The organism is Sphingomonas sp. 67-41, assembly GCF_001899725.1.
GTDB classification, from domain to species: domain Bacteria; phylum Pseudomonadota; class Alphaproteobacteria; order Sphingomonadales; family Sphingomonadaceae; genus Sphingomonas; species Sphingomonas leidyi.
In genome coordinates this window covers 28,257-52,176 of the sequence record NZ_MKWJ01000009.1, presented here as the reverse complement: position 1 = coordinate 52,176, position 23,920 = coordinate 28,257, and the positions used below count along the sequence as shown (strand labels likewise).

Annotated in this window: 23 protein-coding genes; 15 read left to right on the top strand and 8 right to left on the bottom strand. The window is 68.3% G+C overall.

All coding sequences use genetic code 11. The annotated features are described in order from the left end of the window. The first annotated feature begins 15 nt into the window (after positions 1-15). Complete coding sequence (locus BGP17_RS05175) at positions 16-2,166, top strand: RNA degradosome polyphosphate kinase (protein ID WP_243857155.1); 2,151 nt, start codon at positions 16-18, stop codon at positions 2,164-2,166. Beyond that, positions 2,163-3,662, top strand: coding sequence for a Ppx/GppA family phosphatase (locus BGP17_RS05170; protein WP_286711234.1), 1,500 nt, complete (start codon positions 2,163-2,165; stop codon positions 3,660-3,662). The genes BGP17_RS05175 and BGP17_RS05170 overlap by 4 nt, the downstream gene beginning before the upstream one ends. Positions 3,663-3,732: 70 nt before the next feature. Here the strand turns inward: BGP17_RS05170 and BGP17_RS05165 are convergent, their stop codons facing one another. The 4 genes from BGP17_RS05165 to BGP17_RS05150 all read right to left on the bottom strand — a co-directional run bounded on the left by BGP17_RS05165 (position 3,733) and on the right by BGP17_RS05150 (position 6,324). Continuing rightward, positions 3,733-4,017, bottom strand: coding sequence for an I78 family peptidase inhibitor (locus BGP17_RS05165; protein WP_167299013.1), 285 nt, complete (start codon positions 4,015-4,017; stop codon positions 3,733-3,735). Between the two features lie 71 nt (positions 4,018-4,088). Continuing rightward, positions 4,089-4,379, bottom strand: a complete 291-nt coding sequence (locus BGP17_RS05160; RefSeq protein WP_167299011.1) for an I78 family peptidase inhibitor — start codon at positions 4,377-4,379, stop codon at positions 4,089-4,091. Continuing rightward, a complete protein-coding gene (gene rnd / locus BGP17_RS05155; RefSeq protein WP_167299009.1) occupies positions 4,376-5,554 on the bottom strand; it encodes a ribonuclease D in 1,179 nt (392 codons plus the stop codon). Before rnd ends, BGP17_RS05160 begins: the two co-directional genes overlap by 4 nt. A gap of 53 nt (positions 5,555-5,607) precedes the next feature. Continuing rightward, complete coding sequence (locus tag BGP17_RS05150; RefSeq protein WP_286711233.1) at positions 5,608-6,324, bottom strand: hypothetical protein; 717 nt, start codon at positions 6,322-6,324, stop codon at positions 5,608-5,610. Positions 6,325-6,735: 411 nt separating this feature from the next. Between BGP17_RS05150 and aspS the strand changes: the two genes are divergently transcribed. From aspS to BGP17_RS05120, 6 genes are all read left to right on the top strand, one after another. Beyond that, entirely contained in the window at positions 6,736-8,574 is a 1,839-nt protein-coding gene (gene aspS / locus BGP17_RS05145; protein WP_286711232.1) for an aspartate--tRNA ligase, read from the top strand. A 6-nt stretch (positions 8,575-8,580) separates the two neighbouring features. Further along, on the top strand, positions 8,581-9,288 hold the full coding sequence (locus tag BGP17_RS05140) for a hypothetical protein (protein ID WP_286711231.1): 708 nt from the start codon (positions 8,581-8,583) through the stop codon (positions 9,286-9,288). Positions 9,289-9,371: 83 nt separating this feature from the next. Continuing rightward, positions 9,372-10,763: an L-serine ammonia-lyase gene (locus tag BGP17_RS05135; protein WP_286711230.1), complete on the top strand. Its 1,392-nt coding sequence runs from the start codon at positions 9,372-9,374 to the stop codon at positions 10,761-10,763. Between the two features lie 124 nt (positions 10,764-10,887). Beyond that, positions 10,888-11,904, top strand: a complete 1,017-nt coding sequence (locus tag BGP17_RS05130) for a 2-hydroxyacid dehydrogenase (RefSeq protein ID WP_286711229.1) — start codon at positions 10,888-10,890, stop codon at positions 11,902-11,904. An 84-nt stretch (positions 11,905-11,988) separates the two neighbouring features. Continuing rightward, the gene (locus BGP17_RS05125; RefSeq protein ID WP_286711228.1) at positions 11,989-13,362 is read left to right on the top strand and encodes a serine hydrolase domain-containing protein; all 1,374 of its coding nucleotides are present in this window, start codon (positions 11,989-11,991) and stop codon (positions 13,360-13,362) included. A 2-nt stretch (positions 13,363-13,364) separates the two neighbouring features. After that, on the top strand, positions 13,365-13,889 hold the full coding sequence (locus BGP17_RS05120; protein WP_286711227.1) for a hypothetical protein: 525 nt from the start codon (positions 13,365-13,367) through the stop codon (positions 13,887-13,889). 13 nt (positions 13,890-13,902) lie between these two features. Here the strand turns inward: BGP17_RS05120 and BGP17_RS05115 are convergent, their stop codons facing one another. Beyond that, positions 13,903-14,622, bottom strand: coding sequence for a DUF805 domain-containing protein (locus tag BGP17_RS05115; RefSeq protein ID WP_286711226.1), 720 nt, complete (start codon positions 14,620-14,622; stop codon positions 13,903-13,905). A gap of 9 nt (positions 14,623-14,631) precedes the next feature. Here BGP17_RS05115 and BGP17_RS05110 point away from each other — a divergent pair, with 9 nt between their 5' ends. Together BGP17_RS05110 and BGP17_RS05105 are read left to right on the top strand one after the other, a co-directional pair. Next, positions 14,632-15,408 carry a polyphosphate kinase 2 family protein gene (locus BGP17_RS05110; protein WP_286711225.1) on the top strand — a complete coding sequence of 259 codons (777 nt, stop codon included), beginning with the start codon at positions 14,632-14,634 and terminating at the stop codon, positions 15,406-15,408. Positions 15,409-15,464: 56 nt separating this feature from the next. Then, a complete protein-coding gene (locus BGP17_RS05105; RefSeq protein WP_286711224.1) occupies positions 15,465-16,139 on the top strand; it encodes an ankyrin repeat domain-containing protein in 675 nt (224 codons plus the stop codon). Between the two features lie 28 nt (positions 16,140-16,167). Here BGP17_RS05105 and BGP17_RS05100 read toward each other — a convergent pair whose 3' ends face one another. Next, entirely contained in the window at positions 16,168-16,797 is a 630-nt protein-coding gene (locus tag BGP17_RS05100) for a carbonic anhydrase (RefSeq protein WP_167298998.1), read from the bottom strand. Between the two features lie 125 nt (positions 16,798-16,922). Here BGP17_RS05100 and lipA point away from each other — a divergent pair, with 125 nt between their 5' ends. Then, positions 16,923-17,849, top strand: a complete 927-nt coding sequence (gene lipA, locus BGP17_RS05095; RefSeq protein ID WP_167299426.1) for a lipoyl synthase — start codon at positions 16,923-16,925, stop codon at positions 17,847-17,849. Positions 17,850-17,892: 43 nt separating this feature from the next. Then, the gene (locus tag BGP17_RS05090) at positions 17,893-18,399 is read left to right on the top strand and encodes a type II toxin-antitoxin system RatA family toxin (protein ID WP_167298997.1); all 507 of its coding nucleotides are present in this window, start codon (positions 17,893-17,895) and stop codon (positions 18,397-18,399) included. Here BGP17_RS05090 and BGP17_RS05085 read toward each other — a convergent pair. Further along, on the bottom strand, positions 18,315-18,860 hold the full coding sequence (locus tag BGP17_RS05085; protein ID WP_167298996.1) for a CinA family protein: 546 nt from the start codon (positions 18,858-18,860) through the stop codon (positions 18,315-18,317). The genes BGP17_RS05090 and BGP17_RS05085 overlap by 85 nt on opposite strands. A gap of 139 nt (positions 18,861-18,999) precedes the next feature. Further along, a complete protein-coding gene (locus BGP17_RS05080; RefSeq protein WP_286711223.1) occupies positions 19,000-20,124 on the bottom strand; it encodes a bifunctional 2-C-methyl-D-erythritol 4-phosphate cytidylyltransferase/2-C-methyl-D-erythritol 2,4-cyclodiphosphate synthase in 1,125 nt (374 codons plus the stop codon). 245 nt (positions 20,125-20,369) lie between these two features. Between BGP17_RS05080 and dusB the strand changes: the two genes are divergently transcribed. The 3 genes from dusB to ntrC are packed head-to-tail and all read left to right on the top strand — an operon-like array spanning position 20,370 to position 23,883. Next, positions 20,370-21,368, top strand: coding sequence for a tRNA dihydrouridine synthase DusB (gene dusB, locus BGP17_RS05075; protein WP_167298994.1), 999 nt, complete (start codon positions 20,370-20,372; stop codon positions 21,366-21,368). Then, complete coding sequence (locus BGP17_RS05070; RefSeq protein WP_286711222.1) at positions 21,344-22,441, top strand: two-component system sensor histidine kinase NtrB; 1,098 nt, start codon at positions 21,344-21,346, stop codon at positions 22,439-22,441. The genes dusB and BGP17_RS05070 overlap by 25 nt, the downstream gene beginning before the upstream one ends. Next, positions 22,438-23,883 carry a nitrogen regulation protein NR(I) gene (gene ntrC / locus BGP17_RS05065; RefSeq protein ID WP_286711221.1) on the top strand — a complete coding sequence of 482 codons (1,446 nt, stop codon included), beginning with the start codon at positions 22,438-22,440 and terminating at the stop codon, positions 23,881-23,883. Before BGP17_RS05070 ends, ntrC begins: the two co-directional genes overlap by 4 nt. The last annotated feature ends 37 nt before the right edge of the window (positions 23,884-23,920 follow it).

The following is a 23,920-nucleotide window of genomic DNA, read 5'->3' as shown; positions in this document are numbered from 1 at the left end:
GTCGAAGGGAACCAGATGACCGAATTGCCGGAGAATTCCACGCGTTACTTCAACCGCGAGCTCAGCTGGCTCGCCTTCAACCGCCGCGTGATGGAAGAGGCGACCAACCCCGCCCATCCCCTGCTCGAGCGGCTGCGCTTCCTGTCGATCTCGGGCTCGAACTTCGACGAGTTCTTCATGGTCCGCGTGGCGGGCCTGATGGGCCAGCAGCTTCAGAAGGTGGAGGCGCGCTCGGCCGACGGGCTCACGCCGGGCCAGCAGCTCGCCGCGATCTCCGCCGAGGCCGAGATGCTGGCCGACAACCAGCAGGCGGTGTGGACCGCGATCCGCGCCGACCTGGCCGAGACCGGCATCCACGTCCTCGACGCCGATGCGATCGAGGGCGAGACCGAGGCCTGGCTGGAAGGGCATTTCCGCGACCAGATCTTCCCGATCCTCACCCCCCAGGCGCTGGACCCCGCGCACCCGTTCCCGTTCATCCCCAACCAGGGATCGAGCGTGATCTTCGACCTGGTCCGCAAGTCGGACCGCGAGCCGGTGCGCGAGCTGGTGCTGCTGCCCACTGCGATCAGGCGTTTCGTCCGGCTGCCCGGCAATCCGGCGCGCTATGTCGCGGTAGAGGCGGTGCTCAAGCATTTCTCGCACCTGCTCTTCCCCGGCTATACCGCGCTCGGTGCCGCGGCCTTCCGGGTGCTGCGCGACAGCGACATCGAGATCGAGGAAGAGGCCGAGGACCTGGTCATGACCTTCCGCTCGGCGATCAAGCGCCGGCGGCGGGGCCGGGTCATCCGCCTGGAGATGGAGGAGAGCATCTCCCCCGAGCTGGAGGCGGTGCTCAAGGAGGAGCTGGGCGGCAGCGAGGCGCTGCTCACCGAAACCGGCGGCTTCCTGGGTATCGGCGACCTCGCCATGCTGGTCGACGAGGATCGGCCCGACCTGAAGTTCACCCCCTATTCGGCGCGCTTCCCCGAGCGCATCCGCGAATATGGCGGCGATTGCTTCGCGGCGATCAAGGCCAAGGACATCGTCGTCCACCACCCCTATGAGAGCTTCGACGTCGTGCTCTCGTTCCTGGGCCAGGCGGCCGCCGATCCGGACGTGGTGGCGATCAAGCAGACGCTCTATCGCGCCGGCAAGCAGCCTGCCGTCATCAACGCGCTGATCGCCGCGGCCGAGGCCGGCAAGTCGGTTACTGCGGTGGTCGAGCTCAAGGCGCGCTTCGACGAGGAGCAGAACCTCTATTGGGCCACTGCCCTGGAGCGTGCCGGCGTCCAGGTCGTCTATGGCTTCATCGACTGGAAGACCCATGCCAAGGTCTCGATGGTCGTGCGGCGCGAGGGCAATGGCTATCGCACCTATTGCCACTTCGGCACCGGCAACTATCATCCGGTCACCGCGCGCATCTATACCGACATCAGCTTCTTCACTGCCGATCCGCGGGTGGGGCGCGATGCGGCGCAGATCTTCAACTATGTCACCGGCTATGTGGAGCCGCATGGGCTGGAGCTGCTCGGCATCTCCCCGCGCGACCTGCGCAACCGGCTGGTCGAGATGATCGACGACGAGATCGCCCATGCCCGCGCCGGCCGGCCCGGCGCGATCTGGGCCAAGATGAACTCGCTGGTCGACCCCGCGGTGATCGAGAAGCTCTACGAAGCGAGCAACGCCGGCGTCGAGATCGAGCTGATCATCCGCGGCATCTGCTGCCTGCGCCCCGGCGTCCCGGGGATGAGCGAGAACATCAAGGTCAAGTCGATCGTCGGCCGCTTTCTCGAGCACAGCCGCATCTGGGCCTTTGGCAACGGCAAGGCCCTTCCGAACGACGGCGCCAGGCTGTTCATCTCCTCGGCCGACTGGATGCAGCGCAACTTCGATCGCCGTGTCGAGTTCATGCTGCCGATCCTCAACAAGACGGTGCATGATCAGGTGCTGGACCAGGTGATGGTGGCGAACCTGCTCGACAACGAGCAGAGCTGGGTGCTCCAGCCCGACGGGCACTATACCCGGATCGTGCCGGGCGAGGACGGCAGCTTCAACCTGCACCGCTATTTCATGACCAACCCGTCGCTTTCCGGGCGCGGCGCGGCGCTCGAATCGCGCAAGCCGGTGCCCAAGCTCCAGCTCAAGCGGCGCCGCAATCCGCCAAAGGCCAAGGCCAAGGCATGAACACGCTGCCGTTCCGCAGGGCGCGCGCGAAGCCGGAGGGGATCGAAGGCCGCACCGCGATCATCGATATCGGCTCCAATTCGGTGCGCCTGGTGGTGTATCAGGGTTCGGCGCGGTTGCCGGCGACCCTGTTCAACGAAAAGGTGATGGCGGGCCTGGGCCGCGGCCTGGCCGAGACCGGGGCGATCGATGCCGCCAGCCTCGCCACCGCGCGCGGCGCGCTCGCCCGCTTCGCCACGCTGGCGCGCGAGATGCAGGTGGGCGAGCTGCGCACCGTGGCGACGGCCGCGGTGCGCGACGCCTCCAACGGACACGAACTGATCGAGGCGGCGCGCGGCCTGGGCCTGGAAGTCGAGACCCTGTCGGGCGAGGAGGAGGCGATGGCCTCGGGCCTGGGCGTGCTCTCGGGCATTCCGGAGGCGGACGGCATCGTCGGCGACCTCGGCGGCGGCTCGCTGGAGCTGGTGCGCGTCGTCGCCGGCACGGTGACCGATCGCGTGTCCTTTCCGCTGGGCGTGCTCCGCCTCGGCGCGATCCGCGCGGAGGGCAAGACCGCGCTCGATCGCCGCGTCGCCAGGCTGCTCGGCGATGCCGGATGGAAGGGGCGGGGGAAGGGACTGCCCTTCTACCTGGTCGGCGGTTCCTGGCGCAGCCTTGCCCGGCTCGACATGCACCTCAAGCATTACCCGCTGCCGATCGCGCATCAATATCCGATGGCGGTCGCGCGGATCGGCGAGCTGGCCAGCTCGATCGCGGCGATGCCGCGCGCCGATCTGAAGGCGATCCCGAACATCTCCAGCGCCCGGATCGGCTCGCTGGAGGACGCGGCATTGCTGCTCGGCGTGGTGCTCCGGCAGCTCGGCAGCAGGGGCACGATCGTCTCGGCCTATGGCCTGCGCGAGGGGCTGCTGTTCCAGCGCCTCTCGGCCGAGCAGCGCCAGGAGGATCCGCTGATCGCGGCGACCCGCGACGAAGGCGAGCGGCTCGGCCGTTTCCCGGAACATGGCGACCTGCTCGACCGGTGGATCGCGCCGCTCTTCGCCGGCGAGCCGCACGAGCTGGCCCGCCTGCGCCACGCCGCCTGCCAGCTTGTCGATGTGGGCTGGCACGCCAATCCGGAGTTCCGTGCCGAGCGCGGCCTGGATGCGGCGCTGCACGGCAATTGGGTGGCGATCGATTCGATGGGCCGCGCGGCACTGGGGCAGGCGCTCTATACCGCGCTGGGCGGCGGGCTCGACACGCCGGCGCCGCTGCCGCAGCTCGCCGATGACGACACTTTGTGGCGCGCCAAGCTCTGGGGCCTCGCCATCCGCCTCGGCCAGCGCCTTTCGGGCGGCGTCGCCGCGCCGATCAAGCGCTCGGAGCTGCACATGGACGAGGAGACGCTCGCCCTCTGCCTCGATCCCGAGGGCGAGGCACTCTATGGCGAGGCAGTGGAGAAGCGCCACAAGGCGCTCGCCGCCGCGTTCGGCAGGGAACCGATCCTGGAAGTGTGAGCGCGTCGTCCGGCGCGCTTCGCCACCCTCGTCGTTGCGGGGATGGCGATTCCGAACGCTCCGCCGGGCCCTATACGCAGCGCATCCCGGTGACCCGGCCGCGCTGATTGACGTCCACGGTCAACCGGTCGCGTCGATAGTCCATCGTCACCGCTTCGCCCGGGCGCACCACGCGGACCGACGATGCCCCGCTGCGGGCGCGCAGCCGCGACTGGAGCCGCGGCGATATCTGCGCGCCGACAAAGCCCTGGACCGCGCCCGCATTGCAGACTCGTGGTCCCGGCATCGGGCCGGGATGGCCGTCCATGCAGCCTGCGACCAGCAGGGCCGTCGCGATCATGCCGATTGCGCGCATCAAGTCTCTCCTCGATCGCCCCCCGGCGCCGCCGCTTATATCCCGGCCGCGAAACGAAGGGGAGAGGCGTTTCAGCCGCAATGGGTGGAGTCGATCTTCCCATCGGCGCCGAGATGCAGGTTCAGCCGGTCGGGCCGGAAGTCCATCGTCGCGGCCGCATCGGGTTCGAGCCAGCGCACGGTCCTCGCGCCCGAGAGCCGCAGCGCCTCGGCCTCCGCTTCGGGGCTGCGCGGCTTGCCGGTCAGCCCGCCCAGCCGCCCGGCATTGCATTCCACGCCGGGCACTGCCCTGGGCGGCGCCTTCGGCGCGCAGGCGCCCAGTGCGATCAGGGTGGCGGCGAGCGGAAGGGCGAGACGGATCATTCCCCGGGGTCCTCGGTTCGGGTCATCTTGAGCTTGCCGTTCTTCACGGTGAATCCCAGCTGCCCCTCGACCAGCGCGAGCGCGTCGCGGCCGAACTGCTCGTAGCGCCAGCCGTCGAGGATCGCGAGTCCGTCGCGCACGCCCGCGGCCAGCGACTCGAGATCGTCGGAACGGGCGAGCAGGCGCGGGGCGACGTTGATCTCCTTGGCGCGGATCTTGAGCAGCAGCTTGAGCAGGTCCGCGACCAGCGCGCCGTCCTTGCCGAGCGAGGGCTTGCGATCGTCGCGCGGGGGCAGCTCGTCCGACGACATCGGCGTCGCGCCCTCGAGCGCGGCCATCAGCCGTCCGCCGATGTCGTTGCCGGCCCAGGCGGCCGAGAGGCCGCGCACCTTGCCCAGGTCGCTCTGCTTGCGCGGCGGGTTGCCGGCGAGGTCGGCCAGCGTCTCGTCCTTGACGATGCGGCCGCGCGGCAGGTCCTTGCCCTGTGCCTCGAGCTCGCGCCAGCGGCCGAGCGCCTTGAGCCGCCCCAGCACTTCGGGCTTGCGGCTGGAGACGCGCACGCGCTGCCAGGCCTCGTCGGGATCATTGTGGTAGTTCTCGGGATCGGCGAGCCGTTCCATCTCCTGGTCGAGCCAGGCGCCACGCCCGGTCTTCTTGAGCTTCTCCAGCATGCGGGGGAAGATCTTGGAGAGATGGGTGACGTCGGCGATCGCATAGTCGATCTGGCGCTTGTCGAGCGGGCGGCGGCTCCAGTCGGTGAAACGGGCGCCCTTGTCGATCTGGAAGCCGAGATAGGTGTCGACCAGGTTCGAATAGCCGATCTGCTCGCCCAGGCCGAGCGCCATCGCGGCCACCTGGGTATCGAACAGCGGGTGCGGGGTCTTGCCGGTGAGGTTGTAGACGATCTCGATGTCCTGGCCGCCCGCGTGGAAGACCTTCAGCACTTCCTCGTTGTCGACCATCAGGTCGAGCAGAGGGCTCAGGTCGATTCCCGGCGCCATGGGATCGATCGCCGCGGCCTCTTCGTCGTCGGCTATCTGGATCAGGCACAGCTCCGGCCAATAGCTGTTTTCCCGCATGAACTCGGTGTCCACGCAGATATAGGGCTTGTTGGCGAGGCGGGCGCAGAGGTTGGCGAGAGTCGCGCTGTCTTCAATCAGACCATGGATATGCATCCAAGGCCCATAACCGATCATCCGGCAAGAACAAAGATTCTGTGCGCATGGCGCTATTTGTCGATGAGCGGGCTCGGTTCGGGCGTAGGCGTGGGGCAATGGCGCAGCCTGGCCGGCGGGCAGGCCCGCGCCGTTTGAGTCGCAGCCACTTCCTGCGGGCCGATGACCACGAGCGGGCCCGGCCCGGCGGTCGCCGGCTTGGGCTCGGGCGGGTTTGCGGCCCATGCGAAGAGGCCGAATCCGACGATCGCCATCGGGCTGCCGCACCGCAATGCCCAGACCAGCTGGTCGAATTTCGCCTTCACGTTGAAGAAACCGGCCTGGGCCATGACCTTGGGCCGGAATATGTCGAAATTTGCCATCAGGGTCCTGCTGGCCTTGTCCGGCGCCCTTCTCGCGGCATCGGTCCGCTCGAGAAGCTCTTTGAAGGTCGCAGCGTTGCCGGGCATGCCGCCAGTCTGCCCTTTCTCGATCCTGGTGCGTATCGCCACGAGTCTTGGTTCGTCGGACGACACCAGATGCCGAAAACTGAAGCTCTCGACGGTGAGGACGGAAATCGCCCGGGCAAGTATCAGGCCCAGGCCGGCAAATCCCAGGAGCGCACCGGCGATCGCGATCGAGAAACGCACTGGCTGGCTCGTGAAGTCGAGGCTGCCCAACCTGGTGAGAGAACTCCCGGCAAAGACTGCCACCGCTGTGGCGGTAACGCCGCTCACCAGCCATTTGGCGGTTTCCCGCAGACTGGTGCTGGCAGCGGCGTTCGCCGCCACCAGCGCGGCGCCCGGATCGGGGCTGCTGGCCATCCGCTAGTGCTCCGGTTCCCTTTGGAATGCCGGGAGTTCCCAGTCGGAGTCGTTGTCTCTCCATGCGGGCTCCGCCTCTTCAGGGGGAGGAGGGGGTGGTGCAGGTGGTGGCGGAGGCGGAGGCGGAGGAGGTGGTGGTGGGGGCGGCGGGGGCGGGGGCGGGGGTGTAGGTGGAGCATTGCCCGAGCCACCCTCGGCCATCGATGCACCCGCAGCGGCACCTTCAACGATATCGACCATGGTCGTCACGCCCCCTTGCGTAGTTGCCCCTCATTGCCCTTTGCGCGCCCCTTTCGAGAGAACATCACGGGCGGGCCACCTTGACAACCGAGTTCTGATCCGGTGTGGCGGCGACCTTCTTTTCAGGACCCGGAAATCATGCACGCTTACCGCACGCACACCTGCGCCCAGCTCCGCGCCGCCGATGTCGGCCAGGAAGTCCGCCTGTCGGGCTGGGTTCACCGCAAGCGCGACCATGGCGACCTGGTCTTCATCGACTTGCGCGATCATTACGGCATCACCCAGATCGTCACCGAGGTCAACGGGCCGGCCTTTCAGGTGATCGAGTCGCTGCGTAGCGAATCGGTGGTGACGATGACCGGCAAGGTGGTCTCCCGCGCGGCCGAGGCGGTGAACCCCAACCTGCCGACCGGCGAAGTCGAGCTGCGCGTCACCGAGGCGAAGATCCAGAGCCAGGCGCAGGAACTGCCGCTCCCCGTGTTCGGCGACAACGAGTATCCCGAGGAAATCCGCCTGCGGAACCGTTTCCTCGATCTCCGCCGCGAGAAGGTCCACAAGAACATCATGCTGCGCTCGAGCGTGATCGCGTCGCTGCGCCGCCGGATGATCGACCAGGGCTTCACCGAGTTCCAGACGCCGATCCTCACGGCGTCCTCGCCCGAGGGCGCCCGCGACTATCTCGTCCCGAGCCGTGTCCACCCCGGCAAGTTCTACGCGCTCCCGCAGGCGCCGCAGATGTTCAAGCAGCTGCTGATGGTCGCCGGCTTCGACAAATATTTCCAGATCGCGCCCTGCTTCCGCGACGAGGACGCTCGCGCCGATCGCTCGCCGGGCGAGTTCTACCAGCTCGACTTCGAGATGAGCTACGTCACCCAGGACGATGTGTTCGCGGCGATCGAGCCGGTGCTGCACGGCGTGTTCGAGGAATTCGCCGACTGGGAGGGCATGGGCCGCTCGGTCTCGGCGCTGCCGTTCAAGCGCATCCCGTATCGGGAGTCGATGCTGAAATACGGCAACGACAAGCCGGACCTGCGCAACCCGCTGCTGATCACCGACGTCTCGGACTTCTTCAGGGGCTCGGGCTTCGGCCGCTTCGCCTCGATCGTCGAGGGCGGCGACGTGGTCCGCGCCGTGCCGGCGCCGAACACGCACGAGAAGAGCCGCAAGTTCTTCGACGACATGAACAGCTGGGCCCAGTCGGAAGGCTTTCCGGGCCTTGGCTATGCCACCCAGAAGGACGGCGTGTTCGGCGGCCCGATCGCCAACAACCATGGCCAGGACGGCATGAAGGCGATTGCGGATGCCATGGGCCTCGGCCCCAATGACGGGATCTTCTTCGCCGCCGGCAAGGAAACCCAGGCCGCCAAGCTTGCCGGCCTGGCGCGCACCCGTGCCGCCGAGCAGCTCGAGCTGATCGACAAGAAGCGCTTCGAATTCTGCTGGATCGTCGACTTCCCGATGTTCGAATATGACGAGGACGCCAAGAAGGTCGACTTCAGCCACAACCCCTTCTCGATGCCGCAGGGCGAGCTGGAAGCGCTGGAGACCAGGGATCCGCTCGACATCCTCGCCTATCAGTACGACATCGTCTGCAACGGCATCGAGCTGTCGTCGGGCGCGATCCGGAACCACCGTCCGGAGATCATGTACAAGGCGTTCGAGATCGCCGGCTACACCCAGGAAGACGTCGACACCAACTTCGCGGGCATGATCAACGCCTTCAAGTTCGGCGCTCCGCCGCACGGCGGCTCGGCCCCGGGCGTCGACCGCATCGTGATGCTGCTCGCCGACGAGCCGAACATCCGCGAGGTCATCGTCTTCCCGATGACGCAGAAGGCCGAGGACCTGATGATGCAGGCGCCTTCGTTCGTCAGCGAGAAGCAGCTCAAGGAGCTCAACATCCGCCTGGCGCCCCAGGTGGCGGCGGACCTCAAGGCGAAGAGCGTGGATGGCGCTGTGGATCCGGCCGCCGGCTGATCCCGCATGGGCGCGAGGATCCAATGGCAGCACTGCGGCATGTTCGCCGCGGCGCTGCTGCTGGCCGCGCCGGATGCCCTTGCATGCTCGCGTTCGCTCAAGCCGATGTCGCGGGCGCAGATCGAGAGCTATGCGCGTGCGCGATATGCGGAAGCATCCACGGTCGTGGACGCCGAGGTCGAACTGCCGATGGGGTTCGGCCCGAGCGAGGGCGGCGTGATCCCCGCGGCCGTTCTTCGCGTGATCGGGCACTACAAGGGCGCGCGATCGCCTGGCGATGAGCGGATTGCCCTGATCTATTTCTCGTCCTGCGACGTCGAGCTGACCCGGAAAGGCGAGCGGGTCCGCATCCTGCTCACGGGCGGCCCGGAACTCTATCGCGCCGATCAGACGGCCAACGTCCTCGTTTCCACGCGGGAGGCTGGGCAGGGCGAATTCAATGCCGAGATCGATCGCCTTGTCGGAACACCGCGTCCTGTGGGATTCTCGACCTATCCCGGCGCCGTCGAACTGCCCTCCGGAACCGCGACGGCTGCGATTGAAAATTCTGCGTCAGGCGGTGCTCCGTCCCCGGCAAAGCCAGTGCCCCGGACATCAGCGAACTTCAGTGTCTATCTCGCCGGAGCGTTCGCCCTTCTCCTGGCCTTTTTCGCCGGTTTCCTGATCGGACGGGGACGGCGTGGTAAGGCGGCGGCTGCGCCCGCTGCGGGTTGAAGATAGAAAAATACAACCTACAGACATTAAACTACAACCAGATTGAGCCATCCGGCCGGTAGAGCCGGGATGCAGGAGCGAGAATGTCTGACGATAACACCGCGCGGGCGCGTGCCCGGGCGGAGGCGACCATCGGGCTCGCCGACCTGTTCACCATCGGGATCGGTCCGTCGAGCTCGCATACCGTGGGCCCGATGCGCGCTGCCGCGTCCTTTGCCGAGCAGGCGCTGGACAGGGGCACGCCAACCTCGGTCTCCTGCGAATTGTTCGGGTCGCTCGCGCTCACCGGGCGGGGGCACGCCACCGATATCGCGACGATCCTCGGCCTCGCCGGCTACCAGCCCGAGAGCGTCGACCCCGATGCGGTGAACACGCTGGTCGCCACGATCCGGGCCGAGCAGCAGCTCGCGCTGGGCGGCCATGTCGTGGTGCCCTTTGTCGAGGGGCGCCACCTGATCTTCCGCGACGACAGGTTCCTGCCCTCCCATCCGAACGGCATGCGCTTCGTCGCGCACTATCCCGAGGGAGAGCCCTGGGAGACCTTCTACTACTCGATCGGCGGCGGCGCGATCGTCGAGGGCGGATGCGAACCGCCGCAAAGCAATGTGAAGCTTCCGTTCGCCTTCACTTCGGCGGCCGAACTGCTTGCGGTCGCCGAAGCCCAGCGCGCCTCGATCGCCGACATCGTCCGCGCGAACGAAGCCGCCTGGCGCGACGACGCCGAGACCGATGCGTTCCTCGACAGCCTGCGTGCCGCCATGTCCGCCTGCATCGATCGGGGCTGCCGCGGGGAAGGGGAATTGCCCGGCGGCCTCAAGGTCAAGCGCCGCGCCCGCGACCTCCACAACCGCCTGCTCGCGCGCGGGCCGCGCAGCGACCCCTCGCTGGTGTTCGACTGGGTGAGCCTCTGGGCGCTCGCGGTGAACGAGGAGAATGCCGCGGGCGGCCGCGTCGTCACCGCGCCGACCAACGGGGCGGCGGGCGTGATCCCGGCGGTGTTGCGCTATTACGAAACCTTCTGTGCCAACCTCACGCCGGCGGGATCGCGCACCTTCCTGCTCACCACCGCGGCGATCGGCTTCCTCTACAAGAAGCGCGCCTCGATCTCCGCCGCCGAAATGGGTTGCCAGGGCGAGGTGGGCGTCGCCTGCTCGATGGCCGCGGCGGGACTGGCCGCTGCGCTCGGCGCCACCAACGCCCAGATCGAGAATGCCGCCGAGATCGGCATGGAGCATAATCTCGGCCTCACCTGCGATCCCATTGGCGGCCTGGTCCAGATCCCCTGTATCGAGCGCAACACCATGGGCGCGATCAAGGCGATCAACGCCGCCTATCTGGCGATGCACGGGGACGGCAGCCACGTCGTCAGCCTGGATGCCGTGATCGAGACGATGCGCCAGACCGGCGAGGACATGCGCTCCAAGTACAAGGAAACCGCCCAGGGCGGCCTTGCGGTGAACGTGGTGGCCTGCTGATCCGAGAGCTCCCGACGTTTCCCCAGGCGACCCACTGATCCCCGGCCCTTGCCGGGGAGCGGCTTCGCGCATGCATACTTGAAGCCTTGACGGATTTCGTCTGTCCTGGCGGCAGGAGAAGTGCATGCGCATCGCCGTCTTCAACACCAAGCCCTATGACCGCCGCTTCCTCGTCGAGGCGAACGCCCCCTATGGGCACGACCTGCATTTCCTCGAACCCCGGCTGGAGCCTGCCACCGCCGCGCTGGCGGCCGGCCACCAGGCGGTGTGCGTCTTCGTCAACGACACCGTCGACGCCGAAGTGCTGGAGACTCTCGCCGCCGGCGGCACCAGGCTGGTGGCCCTGCGCTGCGCCGGCTTCAACAATGTCGATCTCGCCGCTGCCCGGCGGCTGGGCATCGACGTCGTGCGCGTGCCGGCCTATTCGCCGCATGCGGTTGCCGAGTTCACCATCGGCATGATGCTCGCGGTCGACCGCAAGATTCCCCGCGCCTGGGCCCGAGTGCGCGAGAACAACTTCGCGCTGGACGGGCTGATCGGCCGCAACCTCCATGGCCGCACCGTCGGCGTGATCGGCACCGGCAAGATCGGCGCGCTTGTCGCCCGCAGCCTGCGCGCCGGTTTCGGCTGCGAAGTGCTGGCGAGCGACCTGCATCCCGATCCGGCGCTGGAGGCGATCGGGGTGCGCTACCTGCCGCGCGACCGGCTGCTGCGCGCGGCGGAGATCGTCACGCTCCATTGCCCCCTCACGCCCGAGACGCGCCACCTGATCGACGGGGCGGCGATCGAGGCCGCCCGGCCGGGCCTGATGATCGTCAACACCAGCCGCGGCGCCCTGATCGACACCGCCGCGCTGATCGAGGGACTGAAGTGCCGCAAGGTCGGCGCGGTGGCGCTCGACGTGTACGAGCAGGAGGCCGATCTGTTCTTCGAGGACCTGTCGAACGAGATCGTCTCGGACGACATGTTCCAGCGGCTGCTCACTTTCCCCAACGTGCTGATCACCGGCCACCAGGCGTTCCTGACCGAGGAAGCGCTGGCCGCCATCGCCGAGACCACGCTGCGCAGCGCCGCCGACGCCGAGGCGGGCAGGCCGCTCGAAGACCGGGTTGATGCGGCGCGGGTGGCGCCTTCGAAGTGAGAATGTCGGCTTTGGTCGCAGCGCCGTTCCCGAGGTGCCGCGGCGCCGGATAGTCCCGCCCCGCTCGTGTCGGGAGGGTTTTTCATGCGCATGTTGGGAATGGCGGCCGCCTTGGCCATGGTCGCGGCGGTGCCCGTCCGGGCCGACGGGATCGACGACTATATCCGTCGCCAGATGGAAGTGGGACATATCCCGGGCGTCGCGGTCGCGGTGGTGCGCAAGGGCAAGGTCGAGACGGTGCGCAGCTACGGGCTCGCCAATCTCGAATGGGATGCGCCCGTCACGCCCGAGACGCGCTTCCAGACCGCGTCGGCGACCAAGATCTTCACCGGCATCGCATTGATGCGGCTGGTCGAGGCCGGCAAGCTGCGCCTCGACGACACGCTGGACCGCTTCTTCCCCGATGCGCCCGCCGCCTGGCGCGGGATCACGATCCTCCAGCTCGCCAGCCACAGCTCCGGCCTGCTCGAGCAGTTGGGCGAGCATGCGGACAATGTGGCGGCAACCGTCGCCGCCGCGCAGAAGGCGCCGCTCGCCTATGCGCCCGGCACCGAGACCCGCTATGGCTTCACCGATTTCGTCGTGCTGCGCGCGGCGATGGAGAAGGCGGCGGGCAAGGACATCGCCGCGATCTTCCGCGACGAGATTTGCGCGCCGCTCGGCCTGATGGACACCGGCTTCAACGACGAGCGCCAATGGGGGCCGTTCCGCTCGGCGCTGCCCCTGGCGCGGCGCGCGACCGTCCATGCCTGGAAGGATGGCGAGCAGCGGATCAGCGGCTTCCTCTATGGCGAGACCGGCTATGCGGCGGGCGGTCTGTTCAGCTCGGCGCGCGACCTGGCGGCGCTGTTCGCCGCACTCGATCGGGGCGAACTGCTCAAGCTCGAGAGCCGGGCGCTGCTCCAGACGCCGCCCCTGCTCAAGACCGGCAAGCCGGCAGGCTTCGGCGTGGGGTGGACCGCCGGCACCTGGCATGGCGTCAAGGTGGTGGGGCATAGCGGCGGCCCGGCGCTGGCCGACATCCTCCATGCGGAGGGAGAAGGGCTGACGGTGATCGTGCTCACCAACCAGCAGCGCTATTATCCGCTGCTGGCGCGCCGCGTCGCCGATTTCTACCTCCCGCCGGCGCCCCCGCCCGTGGTGTTGCCCGACGGCGCGCCCGCGCTCACCGCGCTGATGCGTGCGGCGCTGGCCGAGGCGGCGGCTGGCAAGCTCGATCGCGGCCGCTATGCCGCCGGCGCGCTGCAGGGGCCGGTGCCCTTCCTCGAGGATTTCGGCCAGGCGCTGCTCGCCGCGCTCGGGCCGGTCCAGCAGGTGAGCCTGATCGAGGACGTGCCGGGCAAGGACGAGCATGTCCGCCGCTATGCGATCACCTTCCAGAACCAGGCGATGATCTGGCGCTTCGCGGTCGATGCCGCGGGCAAGATCACCGATCTCCATCCTCCGGCGGACGATTGACCATGGCCCAAAATCCACGCGCTGCGATCCTCGCCGCCGCAACGCTGCTGCTGAGCCCCATGGGCCCGGCGGCGGCACAGGACGTGCCCGCCACTCCGCCGCCGCCGGCAGCCGCGCCCGTGGCCGCGCCCGCGAAGGATCCTGCCTGCGCCGCGCTCCGCGCCGAGGTCTCCCAGATCGAGATCGACATCCAGCGCGAGGGCGTGGCGATGTCGAAACAGGCAAACGACATGCAGAAGAAGCTGCGGGCGCGCCAGGAGACGATGCGCGCGGCCGGCCTGCTGTCGATGATACCGGGGGGCGGCATGGTGGGCTCGCTGGTGTCGCGCGCGGCGGGTGCCGGGATGCGCGGCGTGCCGAAGGACATGCAGGGGTCGATGGACCGCCAGATCGCCCTGAGCGAACGCATGGTCGCCGCTTCCCAGGCGCTGCACGACAAATGCGGCGAGGATGCCTATGGCCCGCCCATGTCGCCTGCGGAGATCAAGGCGATGCAGGCGGAGACGGCGGCCGACGCGCCCAACTGATCCGGCGGGCCGCTCAGTCGCGCGGGCGCGGCGGCGATCGCCGCCGCTGGCGCACTTCCGCAGGCGTCGGGTCCTCGCCATGGCGATTGGGGCCTATGGTCCCGTCCCGCATCAGCAGGATCGCCAGCCAGCCAAGCGCGGCGAGGTAGAGGAGGTTGTTGACGAACAGCAAGGGCAGGAGGGACAGGTCCGGCCCGCCGTGCCTGACGTCGAGCAGCCGTGGCGTCAGCGCCATGCCGATCGCGAGGAAGACGAGGGGCGGCAGCGCCCAGGCGCCGCTGGTCCCGCGATCGTGCAGCCGCCGTACCACCGCGGCAGCCACCAGCGCCACGAAGACGAGCAGGATGATTGCCATTCCCGGCAACATGCCGTGCAGGTCGGGCATCAGCTCGGGATGGGAACCCTGGATCTGGATCGAATAGGAGCCGGGCCCCTGCCGGACGGTGGCCTGGTCGGGATGCTCGACCGCGAAGCGCTGCATCTTCGCCATCGTCTCCAGCATAGGCGGCATCGCGACCAGGGCGGAGGCGGCCAGCGCCAGCACGAGCAGCGTAACGGCATAGGGCCAGAAGGTCTCGCGCGTGTCCCGCCCCGAAAACCGCGTCAGCCGCTGAAGATTATGTGCGATCGGCTTGAACATCGTGCCTCCCCCTTCTCCCGCCGGCCAGGATAGCGCCGCGCGTTCCTGCTTGCCAGCGGGAGCGACAAGGCGGATCGTGCGTTCGGCGCGCATGGAGGCGGCATGAAGATAGATCTGGGCGATTACGAAGCCGGCAAGGATTTCGACGGCGACTACGACAAGGCGCTCGCCAGGATCCAGAAGCGGCTGAGCCATATCCATTATGCGCACATCGTCCATCGGCGCCGCGCGATCATCGCGTTCGAGGGCTGGGACGCGGCAGGGAAGGGCGGCATCATCCAGCGCCTCACCGCCGAATGGGATCCGCGCTACTACGAGGTCTGGCCGATCTCCGCCCCCACCCAGGAGGAACTCGCCCACCACTTCCTCTGGCGCTTCTGGCGGCGGCTGCCCGCCCAGCACAACATCGCGATCTTCGACCGCAGCTGGTACGGCCGCGTCCTGGTCGAGCGGGTCGAGGGTTTCGCCAACCGCGCCGAATGGGAGCGCGGCTATGACGAGATCAACGATTTCGAGGCGCAGCAGGTCGCCGCGGGCACCACGCTGGTCAAGGTCTTCGTCCATGTGACGCAGAAGACCCAGGACAAGCGGCTGAAGGACCGGCTGGAACATCCCTGGAAGCGCTGGAAGACCGGGCTCGAAGACTTTCGCAACCGCGCCAAGCGTCCCCAGTATCTCGAGGCGATGCACGAGATGTTCGCGCGCACGAGCACCGAGCATGCGCGCTGGATCGTGATCGACGGCAACGACAAGAAGGCGGCGCGCATCGCCGCGCTCACCGCCATCGCCGACGTGCTGGAGGCGCATGTGCCGATGGAGCCGCCCAAGCTCGATCCCGAAGTGGAGAAGATCGCCCGGAAGGCGCTCGGCAAGATATAAGCTGCGCGCGCGCCCGGCACTGGCCGCCGGGATCGCAATTCGAACGGAGATAGCCGATGCTCGAACGCATAGCCGCCGGGCGCACCGATCTCGTCTTCGACTGGATCGAGCGCGGCCATCCGGTCGATGCGACGGTCGCGGGTGGCGGCCTTCTGACATGGTGCGCCTATTACGGAGACGTCAGCGCGATCCGGTTCCTGCTCGGCAACGGCGCCGCGCTCGTCGAACTGGGTGAGGGGCTCGGCTTGAACGGCGCGGCCTTTCACGGTCATTGGCGGCTCTGCGAGTTCCTGCTCGAACAGGGCGCCGATCCCAATCGGCCGCTGGAAGATTCTGGCGAAGTGCCGCTTCATGCCGCGCTCAACCGGTTCGAGAGCCTGGAGCATGAACAGGTCGTCCGGGTGCTGCTCGCTCGGGGCGCCGATCCCAATCGCGTGACGATCGATGGCGCCGAGACGGGCTGCTTCATGCGCGATTGCCGAACCTATGGCGAAGCGCCGCTGCATCGCGCCGCCGCCTTTGGAACACGGGGATCGATCGAGCTGCTGCTGGCCGGGGGCGCGCGCGTGGACCAGCCCGATGCCCGGGGCGATTCGCCGCTCAGCTGGGCGAGCTGGGCCAATCGCCCAACGGACATTCTCCGCCTGCTCTGCTTCGGCCCGCACCGCATCCATCCGGACCATCAGCCGATGCGGGCCAATCTGATCGGCTGGCCGGTCGCGCCGGCCTGAGCCGATCCGCCTGACGCACCGGATCGGCTCAGGCCGGCGCGAACGCCCCGTCCGCGTCCATCACATGCAGCACGCCGTCGGCGATGGCGAAATAGGCGCCGTGGAGCGTGAGCGTGCCCGCCTTCACTCGCTCGGCGACGAACGGGAAGGTCATCAAGTTCACCAGCGAGACCCGTACCGTCTCCAGTTCCAGCGCGCGCACCGCCTCCGGGCCGGTGCCGTGCTCGGCGACGATCCGCTCGCGCGCGGGGTCGAGCATGTCGACCCAATGGGCGATGAAGCCGCCCTGGCCGTTCGGCGCGCCCTTGAAGCGTTGCGACAGGGCCGCCGCCACGCCGCCGCACGCGCCGTGCCCCAGCACCAGTATCTCGGGCACTTCGAGCTGATTCACCGCGAATTCCAGCGCGGCGGAGACGCCGTGACGGCTGGCATCGTCCTCGAAGGGCGGCACCAGGTTGGCGACGTTGCGCACCACGAAGATCTCGCCCGGCACGGTGTCGAAGATCTGGGCGGGATCGACTCGGCTGTCCGAGCAGGCGATCACCATCACGCGCGGGCTCTGACCCTCGCTCAGGCCCGACCACCGGTCGCGATGGCGGCGATATTCGCTGGTCCGGAAACGCTGATAGCCGTCGAGCAGGTCGGTGAAATCGGTCATGGCCGATGCCCTAACGCCCGCGCGAGCGGCTGCCAAGATTTGTATCGAACTGTTGCTCGGGCCTTCGATTGACGAAAGTGCAACCGGGGCTGGAATCGTCGGCCCACCCGCTCTATCTGGCCAGCATGAACGATCTCTCGCCGCAGCCCCGCCCGGAACGCCAGCGCAAGCCGGACTGGATCCGGGTGAAAGCGCCCACCTCGGAAGGCTTCGCCAAGACGCGGGCGCTGATGCGCGCCAAGAACCTCGTCACCGTGTGCGAGGAAGCGGCCTGCCCGAACATCGGCGAGTGCTGGACCAAGAAACATGCCACGGTGATGATCCTGGGCGACGTCTGCACGCGCGCCTGCCGCTTCTGCAACGTCAAGACCGGCATGCCGCGCAAGGTGGACCCGCTGGAGCCGCAGCATGTGGCCGAAGCCGCGGCGCAGATGGGCCTGGAGCATATCGTCATCACCTCGGTCGACCGCGACGACCTGCCCGACGGCGGCGCGTCGCAGTTCGTCAAGGTGATCCAGGAGATCCGCAAGGCCAACCCGACCACGACGATCGAGATCCTCACGCCCGATTTCCGCAACAAGCACGAAGCCGCGGTCGAGGCGATCGTCGCCGCCCGGCCGGACGTCTACAACCATAATCTCGAGACGGTGCCGAGGCTCTATCCGAACATCCGCCCCGGCGCGCGCTATTACGCGTCGCTGCGCCTGCTGGAGACGGTGAAGCGGCTCGATCCGACGATCTTCACCAAGTCGGGCATCATGCTCGGCCTGGGCGAGCAGCGCCTGGAAGTGCACCAGGTGATGGACGACATGCGCTCGGCCGACATCGATTTCCTCACCATGGGCCAGTATCTCCAGCCGACGCCGCGCCATGCCAAGGTCGAGGAGTTCGTCACGCCCCAGGCCTTCCAGGCCTATGGCGCGATCGGCCGGGCCAAGGGCTTCCTCCAGGTCGCCTCGTCGCCGCTCACCCGCTCCAGCTACCATGCCGGCGAGGATTTCGCCGAGATGAAGGCTGCGCGCGAGGCGAAGCTGGCGAAGGGCGGCAAATGAAATTTCTCCCCGAGCTCGCCTCGGGGAGGATCTAAGGGAAGCAATGCCCAAGCATTCCGAAACCCGTCCGCTTCCCTACACGCCGGAGCAGATGTTCGACCTGGTGGCGGACGTCGCGCGCTATCCCGAGTTCCTGCCCTGGGTCAGCGCGATCCGCGTGCGCTCGAACAGCGATACCCAGATGGTCGCCGACATGATCGTCGGCTTCAAGGGGTTGCGCGAGACCTTCACGTCCAAGGTCGAGAAGCAGCGCCCCGGCGGGCTGCACATCGAATATGTCGATGGCCCGCTCAAGCACCTGAGCAACGACTGGGGCTTCCGGCCGGACGGGCAGGGCGGTTGCCTGGTCGACTTTTCGGTCGACTTTGCCTTCAAGAACCGGGTGTTCGAGATGCTTGCCGGCCAGATGTTCGACCGGGCGCTCCGCAAGATGATCAATGCGTTCGAGGAGCGCGCGGCGCGCCTCTACGGTGATTCGACGTCGGCTTCGTCGGCCTCGGGCGCAGAGGCGCCGGGCATCAGCAGCTCGAGCGCGCACAGCGCCGCCTGAAGCCGCACGCCGGCGCGGCCGTTATTCTCGAAATGGCGGGCGTCCGCCACGATGTGATCGGGATCGGCGCCGCGCATGGCCTGGGCGAACACCACCGTGCCCACCGGCTTCTTCTCGCTGCCGCCATCGGGGCCGGCAATGCCGGTGATCGCCACCGCGACATCGGCATGGGTGCGCTCCAGCGCGCCCCGCGCCATGCTCCACGCGACGGCGATCGAGACCGAGCCGAACGTCTCCAGCACGTCGCTGCCCACCTTCAGCACGTCGTGCTTGGCTTCGTTGGAGTAGGTGACGAAGCCGGCGTCGAAGACGTCGGACGAACCGGGAATCTCGGTGAGCGCGGCCGAGACGAGGCCGCCGGTGCAGCTCTCGGCAACGGCGACGCGGCGGCCGGCGGCGCGATTGGCATCGAGCACCTTGCGCGCGGCGGCGACCAGCTCCGGCGGGAGAATCGTGTCCATAGGGGCGGGCCTTTGCCACCCTATTGTTGCCGACGCGAGTCAGTTCGTTCGCGGGGGTGGGAAGATGGGCGGGGGCATCTTCTTCTCCCTCCCCCCTCGGGGATGGGCAGTATGGAGAGGAAGCGGAATGAGAGAGCCGCTACCCGGGCACGCGCACCGTGGCGATCGCCTGCGCGGCCATGCCTTCGCCGCGCCCGGTGAAGCCCAGCCGCTCGGTGGTGGTCGCCTTCACGCTCACTTCGGAGGGTTCCAGTCCCAATATTCCCGCGATGCTCGCCCGGATCGCTTCCCGGTGCGGCCCGATCTTGGGTGCCTCGCAGATGATCGTCAGGTCGATGAAGTCGATCACCCCGCCTTTGGCGGCCACCAGCGCGGCGGCATGTTCGAGGAACTTCGACGAGCGTTGCCCGCGCCATTGCGGGTCGCTGGGCGGGAAGTGCATGCCGATATCGCCCGCGCCGATCGTGCCGAGCAGCGCGTCGGTGATCGCGTGCAGCGCGACATCGGCGTCGCTGTGCCCGGAAAGCCCGCGCGCATGCGGCACCCGCACCCCGCCCAGCCAGAGTTCCTCGCCCTCGGCGAAGCGGTGCACATCATATCCTGTGGCGGTCCGCACGCGCATCGCGGCGCCATGCCGTGCCTCGGCCGCGGCGAAATCGGCGGGATGGGTGATCTTCTCGAGCATCGGGCTGCCTTCCACGATTGCAACGTCCATTCCCAGCGCGCGCAGCATCTGCGCATCGTCGGTCGCTTCCTGGTCGCCGGGCCAGGCGACATGGGCCTGCGCTATGGCGGCATAGCGGAAGGCCTGGGGCGTCTGCACGCGCACCAGCCCGTCGCGCGGAACCGACGCTCCGGACGCGGCGACGAGCGTGTCCGCCACCGGCAGCCCCGGAATCGCGCCGTCATGCGTCTCCAGCGCCGCCAGCAGCCGGTCGATCACCGCACGCGGCAGGAAGGGGCGGGCGGCGTCGTGGATCAGCACGCGATCGGCCTCCCCCAGCGCCGCGAGCCCGCTGGCCACGCTCTCGCGCCGGGTCGCGCCGCCGATGGCGAAGGGCACGTCGCCCAATGCCGCGCGCAGGGCCTCTTCCTGGCCCGCACCGATCACCACATATACGGCGTCCACTTCCGGATGCGACGTCAAGGCGTCGAAGCCGTGCTTGAGCATCGGCTTGCCGGCGAGCGGCGCGAACTGCTTGGGCACGCGGCCCCCCGCGCGGGTGCCGCTCCCGGCGGCGACGAGAATGGCGACGGTCTTCATGGCGCGGACCTAGAGCAAGTGAGGCCGGGGTTGAAGGGCGTTGCCCGTTTTCGCGGGGATGACGAAGGCGTAGGGAGAGCGCCAGCCTCTTCCAATACAGGTCTCCCGACAGCCTCGACGCGCCGCCGGCACGTGCCCGCCATGGCCATCTCGCCCATATGCAGCCGATTTCGGCGTCCGAAGCGCCCACTTGCCAATCGCCGCTTGTACCTGTAGGCGCCTCTGCCTATTTTTCAGGCAGCATCATGAGTGAACTCGCCCCCATCCAGATCGGCCCGGTAACGGTCGAAGCGCCGGTGCTGCTCGCGCCGATGACGGGCGTGACCGACCTGCCGTTCCGCCGCGCGGTGCGCCGCTACGGCTCGGGGTTGAACGTCACCGAGATGATCGCCAGCGCGGCCGCCATCCGCGATACGCGCCAGTCGATCCAGAAGGCCGCCTGGGATCCGATCGAGGAGCCGGTGTCGATGCAGCTCGTCGGCTGCTCGCCCCCCGAAATGGCCGAGGCCGCCAAGCTCAACGAGGATCGCGGCGCCGCGATCATCGACATCAACATGGGCTGCCCGGTCCGCAAGGTGACCAACGGCGATGCCGGCTCGGCGCTGATGCGCGACCTGAAGCACGCCGCCGCGATCGTCGATGCCTGCGTCAAGGCCGTGAACGTGCCGGTCACGCTCAAGATGCGCATGGGCTGGTGCCATGACAGCCTCAATGCGCCTGAGCTGGCGCGCATTGCCGAGGATCTGGGCGTGAAGATGGTCACCGTCCATGGCCGCACGCGCAACCAGATGTATCGCGGCTCGGCCGACTGGAGCTTCGTCCGCACGGTGAAGGACGCGGTGTCGATCCCGGTGATCGTCAATGGCGACATCTGCTCGGTCGAGGATGCCCGAGAGGCGCTCCGCCAGTCCGGTGCGGACGGGCTGATGATCGGGCGCGGCGCCTATGGCAAGCCGTGGATCCTGCGCCAGGTGATGGACGCGCTGACCGGCAAGGGTGAGCGCGCCGATCCAGGAATCGACGAACAATATCGCGTTATCATAGAGCATTACGTCGAGAGTCTCGAACATTATGGGGAGATGACCGGCGTCAACATGATGCGCAAGCATCTGGGCTGGTACACCAAGGGCCTCACGGGATCGGCGGAGTTCCGCAACAAGGTCAACCAGATAGCCGACGCCAGGACAGTGCTGGCGATGCTCGACGAATTCTACGCGCCGTGGCGTTCCCGCGCGGCGGCCTGAGGCGGCGTCCGGCACCGGCTCTCGGGCCGAATTTCGCCGAGACGTTCGCCGCCTTGCCGGTCGCCGTCCTCGTCATCGATCCCGACGGCCGCATCGCCCATGCCAATGCGGCGTGCGAGGCGCTGCTCAACCATGCCGAGACGACGATGATCGGCCAGCCCTATGACGCGGTGCTCAGCCCGCCCGACGGCTATGTCGAGCGCCGCGACGGGCACGGCTTCGCTGCCTTCGACACCGAGATCGAGGCGGTGCGCGGCCCGCGCGTCCGGGTGGACTTCGTCGAGAGCCATGTCGCCGATCATCCCGGCTGGCGGATCGTCACGCTGCACCACGCCCCCCATTCGCGGCGGGTGGCGCAGGGGGCGGACCGCACCGCCGGAGCCCGCGCCGCGGTGGGGGCGGCGGCGATGCTGGCGCATGAGATCAAGAACCCGCTCTCGGGCATCCGCGGTGCCGCCCAGCTCCTCGCCAGCTCGGGCGAGGATCGCGAGCTCACCGGCCTGATCACGACCGAGGTCGACCGCATCGCCGCGCTGATCGACCGGATGCAGGACTTCACCGACACGCGGCCGCTCAAGCTGGTGCCGACCAACGTCTATCCGCTGCTCGACCATGCCCGCCGCGTCGCGCTGGCCGGGTTCGCGCGGGGGATGGTGATCGAGGAGCGCTTCGATCCCTCGCTGCCGCCGGTGCTGATCGATCCCGATGCCTTCCAGCAGGTGATGATGAACCTGCTCAAGAATGCCGCCGAAGCGCTGGCCGGGCTCGCCCAGCCGCGGATCATCCTCTCCACCGCCTATCGCCACGGCATGTCGGTGAGCACCGGCAGCGGCCGCCCGCGCCAGCCGCTCCCGATCGAGATCCTCGTCATGGACAACGGCCCCGGCGCGCCCGAGGACATTGCCGAGCATCTGTTCGAGCCCTTCGTCTCCGGCAAGCCGGAGGGGAAGGGGCTCGGCCTGCCGCTGGTCGAGAAGCTGGTCCGCGATCAGGGCGGCATCGTCCAATATGCCCGCGAGCGCATGCCCGAAATGACTGTCTTCCGCATCCTCCTGCCAAGGGCCCGGGCATGACCGGCTCGGTCCTGGTCGTCGACGACGACAGCGCGATCCGCACGGTGGTGGCGGCGGCGTTGCGCCGCGAAGGCCATGCCGTCACGACGGCGGCCAGCCTGGCGGAGCTGCGCCGCGCGATCGGCGCGGCCTTGCCCGATGTGCTGGTCACCGACGTGGTGCTGCCCGACGGCAACGGCCTCGACGAGGTGGCCAGGCTCACCGCCGAGCATCCCGCGCTGCCGGTGATCGTCTTCTCGGCACGGAACACCCTGGCGACGGCGGTGCGCGCCACCGAAGTCGGCGCCTTCGACTATCTCCCCAAGCCGTTCGACCTCGACGTGCTCGGCCAGGCGGTGCGCAGCGCCATCGCCCGCGGCCGCCACGCCCCCGCCGCGCTGCCCGAGGAGGAGCTGAGCGGCGGCTCCTCGCTGATCGGCCGCTCGCCGGCGATGCAGGAAGTCTATCGCGTCATCGCCCGCGTGGTCGCCAACGACCTCACCGTGCTGATCTCGGGCGAATCGGGCACCGGCAAGGAGCTGGTCGCCAAGGCGATCCACGATCTCGGGCCTCGCCGCCGCGCGCCGTTCGTGGCGCTCAACATGGCCGCGATCCCGCGCGAGCTGATCGAGGCCGAGCTGTTCGGCCATGAGCGCGGCGCCTTCACCGGCGCCCAGGCGCGGGTGGCCGGCAAGTTCGAGCAGGCGGCGGGGGGGACCTTGTTCCTCGACGAGATCGGCGACATGCCGATGGATGCGCAGACGCGGCTGCTCCGCGTGCTCCAGCAGGGCGAGTTCACCACCGTCGGCGGCGCCCGCGCGATCAAGGCGGACGTGCGCATCGTAGCTGCCACCAACAAGGATCTGGCCGCGCTGGTCCAGGCCGGGCAGTTCCGGGAGGACCTGTTCTACCGCCTCAACGTCGTCCCCGTCGCGCTGCCCTCGCTCCGGGAGCGCCGCGACGACGTGCCGCTGCTCGCCCGCCATTTCCTCGACCGCGCCGCCGAGGACGGCCTGCCGCGCAAGAGCCTCGCGGCCGATGCGGTGCGGGTACTCGAAGGCTATGACTGGCCGGGCAATGTTCGCCAGCTCGAGAATCTGATGCGCCGTATCGCCGCGCTCAGCCGCGACGAAGTGATCGACGGGGAGGCGCTGCGCCGGGCACTGGGCGAGACTGGCTCGCTGCCCGTCCAGTCGAGTCGCGACGAGGGTATCGAGGCGGCGGTGCGCGCCCGGCTCGAACGCATCGCGATCGAAGAGCCGCGCACGCTCGACGACGGCACGCTCTACGACCGGATCATCGGCGAAGTGGAGCGCCCCCTGATCGAGGCGATGCTGGCCCGCCATGGCGGCAATCAGCTGCGTGCCGCCCGCGCCCTGGGGATCAATCGCAACACCTTGCGCAAGCGCCTCGATACGCTGGGCATCGATCTTGGTCCCAATCGCCCGGATGGTGCCGAATAGCGACAGGCTGAGCGATATTATGTGTTCTTTTTGCCAC